Source organism: Patescibacteria group bacterium, assembly GCA_028692545.1.
Classification (GTDB): Bacteria; Patescibacteriota; Patescibacteriia; order UBA1558; family S5-K13; genus STD2-204.
In genome coordinates, this window is the sequence record JAQUXC010000001.1 from 17,052 (window position 1) to 29,023 (window position 11,972).

The window sequence follows — 11,972 nt, forward strand, 5'->3', positions numbered from 1 at the left end:
TTTTTGTCAATGGCTTATATATAAACAAAAAACAGGAGCAATGCAGTTGCTCCTGTTTTTATACCTAATAATTTTTATAATACAGCTTCTTTTGCTGCTTTTGCTAATCTGAATTTTACTACTGTTTTTGCAGGAATTGTAATTTTAGCTCCTGTTGCTGGATTTACTCCTTGTCTTTCTTTTCTTTTTGCTTTTACCATTTTACCAAATCCTGGTAAAACAAATTCTCCGTTTGTTTTTACTTCTTTGTATGCTAGTTCAACAAGAGTTTCCATGAATGCTACTACATCCTTTTTTGGTAATCCTGTCTTTTCTGCTAGCACAGTCATTAGCTGTGACTTTGTCATTTTTGCCATTTTATTTAACTTAATGATTAGTTTTGCCCAATATTCATGGGCACATTTATTATACCACTTTCTAATTATATGATAAATAGAGGGTTTTGTTAAGTGCAAAAAAATTATAGTCCATTTTTAAAGTATTTTATGGATCATTTTGTAAACTTTTTCATTTATATCAATGAATTTTTCTTTTTTTATGTTTTTTATATTTATCCAGACCAATTTATTTATTCCAATTTCTTCATATTCATCTGCAAATTTTCTTATTATTTTTTCTTTACTTGATATTTTACATTTATAAAAAAACATATGAGAGTGCCATGCTTCATCCCCCTCCTTAAAATAAAAAAAATTTTCAAACAAAGCTACTAATTCTTTTATTTTTAAATTTTTTATATTTGTTTCTTCCTCTACCTCTCTTTTTAAGGCTTTCTCAATTGTTTCTCCAATTTCTATGCCACCACCAGGAAACCATAGTTTTCCAGATTTACTTTCTGTCAAAAGAACTTCATTTTTTTTATTTAATATAATAGCATAAACACCAGGTCTAAATGTGAATTTGGATATAGGAAATTTTACAGTTTTTCCATGGTTGTTTTTGCATGTTATGGTTTTCATATTTTTATATTAATTATTCGTAATATTATCACTTTAAAATTTTTTGGTAAATAAAAATAAGTGTATTATCCTATTGTTTTTTTAATTTTGTTTTATATTTTTTTGTAAACAATATTAATAATATGAAGATTAAAATTATTATTCCTGTGTCAATAAGTATGATTGAAAAAAAAATATATTTTTGTTTTATATAATTAGAATCAAAATCTATCGGCAAAACACCAGATCCTAAACTTATTAAATCTTCTTGTGCATTAGTAAGAAGTTTGGTTCTGCTACAAATATTGGTGTTTAATTTGTTTTCTTTATCATATGCATAAACAATATATTCTTCGTTTTGTTCGAAAGGATATCCGCAACTTGCTTGATCTCTTGCGGTTGTTAAAATAATTATTTTATAATTAGGTCCTTTCCAGATTTGTGAAACTTCAAATGTAATTTTTATAGGATCAGAACTTTCAATAAATATTTTTTTTGGTATATCTATATTAATAACCTTACCAACAAAAACAGAAGTAGCTTGTTTGAGTGACTCTTCTGGTGAAAGTGGTTGAATACATGAACAAGCACTAACAATAGTTGTGTTTACAAAAAATAAAGGTCCAATGATAAATGATAGTAAGATTATTTTTTTCATATCATAAGTATTATTAAATAATAGCAGTTAATATTTTTTTGTAAAACAAAAAATCACTAATAAATAGTGACCCTTTATGTTTTACATCTTCGTTTATCTCAATCTAATTGAGCTAAGTTCGATGGTCGGGGTGATCTCGTCATACGCATGCCATGGCGACATGTCGTGAACGGGGCCGGCCTTATTCTTCCAATAATTTTTAAAATAAAAATAACCCATATAGAGTTATATTTAATGGTCGGGGTGAGAGGACTCGAACCTCCGGCCTCATGCTCCCAAAGCACGCGCGCTAGCCAACTGCGCCACACCCCGAATTTAATTTTGAATTATGAATTTTGAATAAATTAGTTAATTAATGAATTTCTAAATTTATTCATCATTTGAAACTTATTATTCTAAATTGTTTATTGGTGCCGCGGGGCGGAATTGAACCACCGACACGAGGATTTTCAGTCCTCTGCTCTACCACTGAGCTACCGCGGCTTGATAAATTTTTTTCTAATTTTTATTTTTTATTATTTTTATTTACTGTCCATCTACGCTAAGGCTTCGATGGATCATTCTTCTCTCTTCTTTGAAGAGTCGAATGGCGTAGCCATTCGAAGTTCCGCTCCGCGGAACGAAGAATGGTGGGCGCACCAAGAGTTGAACTTGGGACCTCAACATTATCAGTGTTGCGCTCTAACCAACTGAGCTATGCGCCCAACAATTACAAAATAATTTTCTTTCAATAAAAAAACTCCTTTTTGAACCCCTTATATTACTTTATAACTAATTTTAATAGAATAAATTTTAGGAGTCAATAAAAGGAGTTTTCCCTTAACAACTAAATTGTGGCAGAAATTTCATCGAGCTAAGCCCGATGACCGATCTAATTGATTCGTGAGAATCAATTGACTCCTTAGAAAGGAGGTGATCCATCCACAGCTTCCGCTACGGATGCCTTGTTACGACTTCACCCCTATTGCCAGTCCTACCTTATTCCATGCTTTAGTGCACAGCTTTCGGGTATTACCGACTCTCTTGGTGTGACGGGCGGTGTGTACAAAACCCGAGAACGTATTCACCGCACCATAGCTGATATGCGGTTACTAGCGATTCCAACTTCATGAAGTCGAGTTTCAGACTTCAATCCGAACTGGGACCGGCTTTGATGGGATTAGCTCCATCTTGCGATTTAGCGACCCATTGTACCGGCCATTGTAGCACGTGTGTAGCCCAAGGCGTAAGAGCCATGCTGATTTGACGTCATCCTCACCTTCCTCCCAGTTATCCTGGGCAGTTTCCTAATGAATTGTAAATTAGGATGAGGGTTGCGCTCGTTAAAGGACTTAACCCGACATCTCACGACACGAGCTGACGACAACCATGCAGCACCTGTTACCTGGTTCCTTGCGGCACTCTCCTATTTCTAGAAGATTCCAGGAATGTCAAGCCTTGGTAAGGTTTCCCGCTTATTATCGAATTAAACCACATGCTCCACCGCTTGTGCGGGTTCCCGTCAATTCCTTTGAGTTTTAGTCTTGCGACCGTACTCCCCAGGCGGGGTACTTAAGGTGTTAACTTAACTAAACAGCACTGGAAGGATCGATACTTCCAATACTTAGTACCCATCGTTTAGGGCGTGGACTACTGGGGTATCTAATCCCATTCGCTACCCACGCTTTCGTCTCTCAGTGTCAGGAATGTTCTAGTAAGCTGCCTTCGCATTTGGTGTTCTAGCCGATATCAATGCATATTACTACTACACCGGCCATTCCGCTTACCTCTCCCATCCTCTAGTTTATTAGTTTCTCAAACTATCTCTAAGTTGAGCCTAGAGTTTTAATTTGAGACTTAACAAACCACCTACAGACGCTTTACGCCCAATAATTCCGGATAACGCTTGCAACCTTCGTATTACCGCTGCTGCTGGCACGAAGTTAGCAGTTGCTTATTCTTTAGGTAACGTCACTAATTCTTCCCTAAAAAAAGAAGTTTACGCCCCGAGGGGTGTCATCCTTCACGCGGTATTGCTCCGTCAGCCTTTCGGCCATTGCGAAAGATTCTTGACTGCAGCCTCCCGTAGGAGTCTGGGCAGTGTCTCAGTCCCAGTGGGACGGGCCACGCTCTTACGCCCGCTACTCGTCATAGCCTTGGTGAGCTATTACCTCACCAACTAGCTGATAAGCCATAGACCCCTCCCTAACCGATAAATCTTTACCATTAAAAACACTTACATGTTTTAAATGGACTATCAAGGATTGTCCCCATTTTCACAGGGTTATACTTGAGTTAGGGGCAGGTTATCAATGTGTTACTCTCCCGTTTGCCAGGGATATAAATACCCCTTAGACTTGCATGCCTTAAACATACCGCCAGCGTTAATCCTGAGCCAGGATCAAACTCTCGTTAATTGGAATATTTTTGTGAAAAATATTCAAAAACTTATAAGTGAAAAAATTTCCTTATCTTTAGCTTTCTGCCACAATTTAATTGTCAAGTTGCGAAATTTTTATTATACAAATACTTTATTGCGTAAAAAAAATTAATATAGAATAAAAATATCTATATAGTAAAATAATATTATACCTTTTCAAGAAACATGTCAATACTTATTATTGATTTTTTTGTTGATAAGTGAGAATATTAAATTATGTCTATAATAAGCTATAAAATAAGGGAATTAGAGTATAGTGATCTTGATTTAGAAAAGGGGTTTTTTTATACTTTAGGAAATTTAACAGATTCTCCTATTTTGGATTTAGAAAAATCAAAAAAAATATATGATAAAATAAAATCTCAAGGTACTTATATTTTTGTCGCTGTTTCAGATGATGAGCAAATAGTTGGTAGTATTTCATTATTGTTAGAGCAAAAATTTATTCATGGTGGATCTATAGTTGGCCATATAGAAGATGTTGTAACAAGAAAAGGGTATGAAGGAAATGGAATAGCGAGTGCATTGTTGAATTGTGCGATAGATTTTGCCAAAGAAAATAAATGTTATAAAGTGATTCTTGATTGTAAAGATGATCTTATAAAGTTTTATGAAAAATTTGGATTTGAACATTTTAAACACAAAGGAAATTGCATGAGAATTGATTTTTAATTAGGTTTTTATTATTGACATAAGTTTTTAGAAGTGATATTATTTTAAATAATGGATTTCTATAAATCCATTGATGTAAGTTAACAAATAAGCGATAAAGAAATGTCAGAAAGAGACAAAGAGTTTCTAGAAAGTCTTGTAAAATTCCTTGTAGACAGTCCAGACAAGGTAAAAGCAACAAGAACTGTTGATGAAATGGGAGTATTATTAACTCTCGATGTAGATCCAAATGATATGGGTCAAATAATCGGCAGAAGAGGTAACACAGCAAGAGCAATTAGAACTCTACTTAGAGTAGTAGGTGCTAAGAACAATGCAAGGGTTAACCTAAAGATAAATCAACCAGAAGGTGTTAGAGTTCCTTCAGAATACAATAGTTCAGAACATCATAGTTCAGAACATAGAGGTTCAGAAGTAGAAGCATCAACATCAGATGTAGATGATCTAAAATTATAAATTTTTTTTAAAACAAAAGGCCGTCTTTACAGATGGCTTTTTGTTTTCTATATTTAATATATTATGCAATTCGATATAATCACAATTTTCCCAAAAGTTTTGGACTCTTATTATAATGAGAGTATTATTGGTCGTGCACAAAAAAATAAATTAATAAAGATAAATTATACAAATCTTCGAGATTTTACTACCGACCAACATAGAAGTGTTGATGACTCACCATATGGTGGGGGACCAGGAATGATTTTAAAAATTGAACCAATAGCACGTGCATTAAAATCAATTCGTAGGAAGAAGAAATCAAAAATAGTTTTACTTGATCCAAAAGGAAAATTATACAATCACAAAAAAGCACTTGAATTTTCAAAACTCGATCAAATAATTTTTGTAAATGGGTATTATGAAGGAATAGATTCTAGAGTAGATGAGCTGGTAGATGAAAAAATTTCTATGGGAGAATTTGTGCTATCAAATAGTGAACTTGCAACTGCTATGATAATTGATTCTGCCTCGCGACTTATAAAAGGAGTACTTGGAAATGAAGAATCTCTTAGTGTAGAATCATATTCTGATAATTTTGTAGAATATCCACAATACACAAGACCAGAGCAAATTAAGATTGAAAAAAATATTTATAAAGTTCCAGAAATTCTTTTGTCTGGTAATCATAAGGAAATAGAGACGTGGAGAAGAGAAAAAAGAAAGTGATTATTTTTTCCTACCTACTGGCAGGCAGGTATTTTTATTTATTATGCCCATTGTTTTTTTACTTTTTGAAGTTATGATTTTAGAAAATTAGTATCAAAATTACCATATAGTAGATCACTACTTTTTTTATTTTTCAATGCGTTTTTTAGTACAATAGGTAGTATATTAAGTTTATATTCTAATTTTCCAATTTTTTATCATAAAAATTAAATATTTTATGTATTTATAATCTCATATTTAAGACTAAAAATCAAACAAAAAATACCTATTTCTAGGTATTTTATATTTTATGCCAAATATTGAATATTAGATTTTATCTAGATTAATCTTTTATTTCTAAAAGCTATTCCGGAAGCTGTTTTTAAATATCTTTCAAAATCTAAAGCTTTTTTCTTATCTAAAAACACGCAATAATAAATTAGTTTCCAAGGTCTAAATTTATTAGTATATGGAGATATTCCTCTGTTATGATCATTCAATCTATTTTTTAAATATTTAGAAAAACCTGTATAAAATTTGGATTTAAAATTAATGCTTTGAATAATATAAATATAAAACATAAAAATAAAATCACTAATAAATTAGCGACCCTTTAAAATACATGTGCTCTCCTTCGGAGAATTGGTGTACCATTCGTAGCGTATTTATACCAGAAGAACAAATATTAAAAAATAAGTCCTTCTTCGCCAAAGGCTATGAAGGACATTCTTCGCTACGCGAAGAATGGTACCGGGAAGAGGACTTGAACCTCCAAGCCTTGCGGCACATGCTCCTAAGGCATGCGTGTATACCAATTCCACCATCCCGGCATTTTCAATTTATCAAATGAATAATAAATTTATTACCTCTTTTGATAATGAAATTATTATAGATTTAATATTTTATATAGTCAAGATGCTATTTATTACATTCTGCACTCATCAATTTTTCATTGAAACATGTTCCTTGTTGACATATACAATCTTCACTTGTATAAGCTGCACAAAAATCAAATAGAGTTGTGCACATTTCTGGTTTTTGATATTGATCAATGAATTTTTTGTTTATGCAACTGCGTGAATGACATCCTGGTAATGGTACACAGTCTTCATGATTATTGCATTGTGAATGATTCTCTGTAATTACAGAATTATCTTTTATTATTTCAAAATTACTTATTTCTATTGTTTCGTTATTTATAATATAATCAAAATTTGCTTTTAGTGCGATATGTCCATCTTCATAACTTACTATTGCTTTGTTATTTTCTTCTATTTGTAAATCTGTAATATAGAAGGTTCCACCAAGAACTGCTTTTTCTGAAGATAAGTTTGATATATTGTCTTTCAAATAATTTTTTAATTTTTCTTCTATGGATAATTGTTCTTGTTTTACATCTTCATTGTTTTGAGGATTTTCTACATTTTTTGTATTGTTATTATTTTTGAATAAAATTACCACTGTTAGTAATATTACAAGTGTAAATAATATTATTAGTATTTTTTTTGTCATAGAATTTTTATCCTATCTTTAGGATAGTTATTTATTATATTATTAATGATATCAGTTTGTGCTTATAAATCAATCTATTATTGTTTTCATAATAATATATTGTAATAAAAAATAAATATTGATACAATCTATTTATGGATATTTTAGCAATAGTATTTATTTGGCCAATTATAATATTTGCTCTAGGACTTACATTTATTGCCTTTGGTGATTTTATGATGAGTGGGCATGGGAATTTAGCATTTTCAATATTATATTCTATATTGTCACCTGTTTTTACAATTTTGTTTATTATATTGATATTTAAATTTTTTAAAAGGTCTAGAGAAGATAAAATAGGAAACTTTGTAGATAAAATTCGCAATGTTAGTATAGGATTTTCTCTATCTCTATTATTTCCTATTGTTGTAAGATACTTTATAGAAGCTACAGACAATTCATTAATAGGAACTATTTTTGGTTTAATTGTTGGATTTACATTGGTAGTTTCTGGTATGTTTATGAAGAGAAATAAAATTTTGATATATAGTAATATATTAGGTGGCGCTATGGTTCTCATTTATACATATGCTCAATTATGGAATTTAGGGCAAGGAGCCAGAATAATAGCAGCAGCTTTTGCTCTTATTGTTGCTGTTGTAGTGTCAGTATTGAAATTAAAAGACAAATTAACATAATTTCATGAATCAGAAAAATGTAGCTATAAAATTGATATTTGGTGGTGTTATACTGTTGTTTGGTACCGCCTTAGCTTTTTTTACTGCAAGTTATCTTGAAACAAATGAAGTATTTAGTTATTGGACTACATTAGTTATTTTTACTGGTATATATATTTTTGCAGGTATTATAATTCACAAAATATATTCTATAAGTTTAGGATTTTTGTTTTCTGGGGATATATTATTACTTTATGTATTGGGAGATAATTTTGGTGATATAAATATTTGGGCTAAGTTTATAATTTTGGTAGCTGTATTAATTATATTATATTCTATTACTTGGCTTGTGTATTCAAAAAAAGATTTTGATCAACCTTCTTTACCGATACAAAATTTAATTAATCCAAATACTCCAAATATCTCTAGTTAAGTTATTTTAATTTTTCCCAATTTTCAATTTTACCTTGTATAGTTTCAAAAATAGAATTAGCTTCTATTTTTTTTATTGCTTTGAGTTTTTTAATTTCATCTGGAGATCTTTTTTCTAATTTTTTTATTAGATGATTGAATTCATATTCTAATTGTTTTGAGTTTACTTTTATTGTTTCAAATTTTTTTGGTATTTGAATCTTTTTTACATCAAAATTATAATTTCTTCTTTTGGCTTCTTCTATTATATATAGTAAATACTGATTTATTGATGAAATAGAATTTTTTGATTTTTTGAATCTTTCTAATTGAGGGTGATTTTTGTAGCCTTTTGTTTTTCCTTCAAGGACTTTTTTTGCAAGAAGAGATTCTCGCCACAAAGCTACGAGACCAATCTTGTCTAAATATTTTGGATGTATACTCCAGAGTCTCATTTTTTAATTTAGCTTATATAAATAGAAGTTTAATATAGTGGCAAATGAAACCCAGAATAAATATGGGAGTAATAGATATGCGGATGTTCTATTAAGTTTGTAAAAGTTTGTTATTGTTAATATTATAAAAATCAACAGAATAAGAATGTTTATTAATCCATACAATGGATTTTGTAATGCAAAAAATGAAAAAGACCAAGCAATGTTTAGTATCAATTGTATTGTAAAAATGAAAATTGCTTTTTTATTGTTTTCTTTTTGCAATATTAAATAAAGAGATATTCCCATTAGTATAAATAGAGAAGTCCATACTGGAGCAAATAACCAATTTGGTGGATTAAATGATGGTTTTTGTAATGTGCTATACCAAGTAGGAATATTTGGTGTTGTAAAAAGTGAACCAATAAATCCAGCTGAGAGACATACTAAGATTGAGACTATAAATTGTGCTATTTTTTTTAACATATTTTTGTTTAATTATTATTTATTAAAAAATTTTTTAATAATATTTCCGAAATCTTCTATTGTTTTATATTTTTCTATTTTTATATTTTTGTTTCCAGAAATCATTACAGGAATTCTTTTATCTTTTTGTTCACGATAAAAACATAAAATATTTTTTTCCATTGCCTCACTAGATCCAAGTTCATAGCCAACTCCAATACTTGGAGTAGATATTTCAGCAATAATAATATCAGATTCCTTTAACCAACTCATGTCTCTATTATATATAAATTTATCTGTTTTGATTTCACCTTTTGAATTTAAATTAACATTTCCAACATGTTCAGTAAGAACTGTCCCGTATTGAGATAAAATTTTGATCATTTGGCGATAAATATCTTTGTCATCTCTTCCGCCAGTTATTGATCCTGCAAAATAAATTTTCATGTTATTTAGGTTATTGTTGGTTTTGTAATTATATAACTAATAGTAATTATATAACATAAGTGAGTAAATAAAAGTATATATGATTTTATTTGTTGAAATTTAAAATTTTTTGAATTAGATTAAATAATATTTACCAACAAAACAAAAATACCTATTTGTGATAAGTATTTTTGATGGTGCCGCGGGAGAGACTTCCCGCCTTCACTACTCCCTTTGCTGAAGCTTCGGGAGTCAAGAAAGTTTCGGCGGGATAAACTTTTCGTCTCTCCTTAATTTTTGTTTTAATAATGTTTTATAAAAAATAAAAACTCTCGAACTTGTCGAGAGGTGGTGCCGCGGGAGAGACTCGAACTCTCACGAATTATACATCCATTGGATTTTAAGTCCAACGCGTCTACCAATTCCGCCACCACGGCACAAACATAAATTTTTTAAAGCTTACTAAATTTCTTAATTACAGAATATATTATAATTTTTCGCCCTTACGAAGCTTTAGCGAAGTAGGGCGTCACCACGGCATTTTTTAATTATGAATGATGAATGATGAATTTTGATGTAAGTTAATTGCTCAGTTTTTAAAACTCATTTTCAAAATTATACTTAATATTATACATAATTGTATTTATTAGGCAAGTATATTATAGTCTTTATTATTTTTTAATTTTTTATATTTGAATATAAGCTATTATCTTTGGATTTATTTCAAATTTTATACCTGATTTTTTTATTTTTTCATTTATTACATCTTTTAATAAATTAAGACCGCCCTTATTTTTTATTGTTTCTATATTAAATATTCCATTCTCAGAAAATATATTTTGAATTTCATAAAATACTTTTTCGTTTTTTAGATCCTCAAAAATTTTGTCTATAGTTTTTATTAAATCTATTGCCGTATCTTTACTTTCTTCTAGAAGTAAAACGTCTATCAATCTTTTTGCTCCATCTTCTCCTTCTAAAACATTTATGAAACTTTGTTCCAATATTGATGTATTTTCTTCTAAAGATTTTTTTGTATCTTCATTCATAAACTTTTCTGTATTTAATCTAAATCCAACATTTTTAAAACCTATGTTTGCGAGCATATCTGCATCAAAAACAATTTTATCTTCTATAGTTATGGGATCAGGGTATCTTTTTCCACTATTTATATATTTTACCAAAAAAGGATGGTTCATATGTCTTTCTATTGCAGATTTTACAGTTTCTATAAATTGATCATTTATTTTTATTCCATCTATTGTTGTACCTTCTATTTTTTTTAATATTTCTTCTGCTCTTTGGATGCCTGCAGTATGATGGGTTTTTAAATCAGATATTAATTTTCCGCTATCATGCAAAATAGTTGCAGTAGTTGCAGAAACTTTTTCTTTTTTTGATAAGTTTGGAATTTGTTCCATTATTAGAAGCGCGTAATCCAAAACTGTTTTATTATGATTTTCTAAAACTGCCAAATTTCCCTCTTTTTTTTCTTTTAGTTCTTGATCGGTTTCTTCTTCTATATCTTGTGCATATAAGTATTCTCTCATTTCTATTACTTGAGAGTATTTTTGTTTTTCTGTTCCATTTTCATTGTCATTTTTCATTTGACTATTATTTTTCATTTCAGGTAATTTGAAATAATATTCATCATTTAAATTTAGAGATTCAGCACTGTTTGTATTATTATATAAATTTTCAGCTTCCTTCATAGTTTTTTATTATTAATAATGTTTATAATAATAGCATTATTATTGTATTTTGTCAACATAAATTTTTTTATTTTATAATTATAGTATTATAAATATTTAATATTTTAAACTTTGGATTAAAGTTTATTATTTATGTGTTTTAAGCTCTTGACTTATTTTTTATTTTCTATATAATTATTTACAGTTATCCACAAGTAATAATTAACAAAAAAACTTGTATCAAATAGAAAAAAATATAACAAACAAATATAGATTGAGCGGATTTTAATACTCTAATTTTATTAGTTATAGAACCGCTAGATAGCGGTTTTTTTGAACCTTAAAAATGTAATCAATAACTAGTAGTAATATCAGGCTTTCTTATGAAGATTTATCTGGTAGAAATATTTTTTTCTCAAACTGGAGAAATCTTTTGTAGAATCTCTCGCACCTTGGTGCTACTTACTACTAATTATTGCTTATATTATTGTGAGCAAAAATTAGCTCATTGAAAATTTATTTTAAGGTATACTGAAACAAAGAAATA

Annotated in this window: 14 protein-coding genes, 5 tRNA genes and 1 rRNA gene; 5 read left to right on the forward strand and 15 right to left on the reverse strand. The window is 29.6% G+C overall.

Annotated features, from left to right (window positions below; genetic code table 11):
* Positions 1-74 precede the first annotated feature (74 nt).
* The 7 genes from PHZ07_00135 to PHZ07_00165 form a co-directional block, all read right to left on the reverse strand.
* Positions 75-356, reverse strand: a complete 282-nt coding sequence (locus PHZ07_00135; protein ID MDD3283995.1) for an HU family DNA-binding protein — start codon at positions 354-356, stop codon at positions 75-77.
* 117 nt (positions 357-473) lie between these two features.
* Positions 474-959 (reverse strand): NUDIX hydrolase, encoded by a 486-nt coding sequence (locus tag PHZ07_00140; GenBank protein MDD3283996.1) that lies wholly within the window; start codon positions 957-959, stop codon positions 474-476.
* Positions 960-1,029: 70 nt separating this feature from the next.
* A complete protein-coding gene (locus PHZ07_00145) occupies positions 1,030-1,596 on the reverse strand; it encodes a hypothetical protein (protein MDD3283997.1) in 567 nt (188 codons plus the stop codon).
* Between the two features lie 235 nt (positions 1,597-1,831).
* Positions 1,832-1,908, reverse strand: a tRNA-Pro gene (locus PHZ07_00150).
* Between the two features lie 96 nt (positions 1,909-2,004).
* A tRNA-Phe gene (locus PHZ07_00155) sits at positions 2,005-2,079 on the reverse strand.
* Between the two features lie 144 nt (positions 2,080-2,223).
* Positions 2,224-2,300, reverse strand: a tRNA-Ile gene (locus PHZ07_00160).
* A 201-nt stretch (positions 2,301-2,501) separates the two neighbouring features.
* Positions 2,502-3,992: ribosomal RNA gene (locus tag PHZ07_00165) — 16S ribosomal RNA — on the reverse strand.
* Positions 3,993-4,231: 239 nt separating this feature from the next.
* On the opposite strand from PHZ07_00165, the gene PHZ07_00170 reads away from it, so the two are divergent.
* From PHZ07_00170 to trmD, 3 genes are all read left to right on the forward strand, one after another.
* Entirely contained in the window at positions 4,232-4,687 is a 456-nt protein-coding gene (locus PHZ07_00170; GenBank protein MDD3283998.1) for a GNAT family N-acetyltransferase, read from the forward strand.
* A 102-nt stretch (positions 4,688-4,789) separates the two neighbouring features.
* Positions 4,790-5,143 (forward strand): KH domain-containing protein, encoded by a 354-nt coding sequence (locus PHZ07_00175; GenBank protein ID MDD3283999.1) that lies wholly within the window; start codon positions 4,790-4,792, stop codon positions 5,141-5,143.
* Between the two features lie 63 nt (positions 5,144-5,206).
* Positions 5,207-5,851 carry a tRNA (guanosine(37)-N1)-methyltransferase TrmD gene (gene trmD, locus PHZ07_00180; protein ID MDD3284000.1) on the forward strand — a complete coding sequence of 215 codons (645 nt, stop codon included), beginning with the start codon at positions 5,207-5,209 and terminating at the stop codon, positions 5,849-5,851.
* Between the two features lie 317 nt (positions 5,852-6,168).
* On the opposite strand, the gene PHZ07_00185 is transcribed toward trmD, so the two are convergent.
* The 3 genes from PHZ07_00185 to PHZ07_00195 all read right to left on the reverse strand — a co-directional run bounded on the left by PHZ07_00185 (position 6,169) and on the right by PHZ07_00195 (position 7,342).
* Positions 6,169-6,411 (reverse strand): GIY-YIG nuclease family protein, encoded by a 243-nt coding sequence (locus PHZ07_00185; protein MDD3284001.1) that lies wholly within the window; start codon positions 6,409-6,411, stop codon positions 6,169-6,171.
* A gap of 164 nt (positions 6,412-6,575) precedes the next feature.
* A tRNA-Leu gene (locus PHZ07_00190) sits at positions 6,576-6,660 on the reverse strand.
* 88 nt (positions 6,661-6,748) lie between these two features.
* Complete coding sequence (locus tag PHZ07_00195) at positions 6,749-7,342, reverse strand: hypothetical protein (GenBank protein MDD3284002.1); 594 nt, start codon at positions 7,340-7,342, stop codon at positions 6,749-6,751.
* Between the two features lie 134 nt (positions 7,343-7,476).
* On the opposite strand from PHZ07_00195, the gene PHZ07_00200 reads away from it, so the two are divergent.
* On the forward strand, positions 7,477-8,019 hold the full coding sequence (locus PHZ07_00200; GenBank protein MDD3284003.1) for a hypothetical protein: 543 nt from the start codon (positions 7,477-7,479) through the stop codon (positions 8,017-8,019).
* Between the two features lie 4 nt (positions 8,020-8,023).
* The gene (locus PHZ07_00205; GenBank protein MDD3284004.1) at positions 8,024-8,431 is read left to right on the forward strand and encodes a hypothetical protein; all 408 of its coding nucleotides are present in this window, start codon (positions 8,024-8,026) and stop codon (positions 8,429-8,431) included.
* A gap of 1 nt (position 8,432) precedes the next feature.
* Here PHZ07_00205 and PHZ07_00210 read toward each other — a convergent pair whose 3' ends face one another.
* From PHZ07_00210 to PHZ07_00230, 5 genes are all read right to left on the reverse strand, one after another.
* Positions 8,433-8,864 (reverse strand): pyrimidine dimer DNA glycosylase/endonuclease V, encoded by a 432-nt coding sequence (locus PHZ07_00210; GenBank protein MDD3284005.1) that lies wholly within the window; start codon positions 8,862-8,864, stop codon positions 8,433-8,435.
* A gap of 3 nt (positions 8,865-8,867) precedes the next feature.
* Complete coding sequence (locus PHZ07_00215; protein ID MDD3284006.1) at positions 8,868-9,329, reverse strand: tryptophan-rich sensory protein; 462 nt, start codon at positions 9,327-9,329, stop codon at positions 8,868-8,870.
* Between the two features lie 15 nt (positions 9,330-9,344).
* On the reverse strand, positions 9,345-9,755 hold the full coding sequence (locus PHZ07_00220) for a nucleoside 2-deoxyribosyltransferase (protein MDD3284007.1): 411 nt from the start codon (positions 9,753-9,755) through the stop codon (positions 9,345-9,347).
* Positions 9,756-10,083: 328 nt separating this feature from the next.
* Positions 10,084-10,171, reverse strand: a tRNA-Leu gene (locus PHZ07_00225).
* A 249-nt stretch (positions 10,172-10,420) separates the two neighbouring features.
* Positions 10,421-11,446 carry an HD domain-containing protein gene (locus PHZ07_00230; GenBank protein MDD3284008.1) on the reverse strand — a complete coding sequence of 342 codons (1,026 nt, stop codon included), beginning with the start codon at positions 11,444-11,446 and terminating at the stop codon, positions 10,421-10,423.
* Positions 11,447-11,972 lie beyond the last annotated feature (526 nt).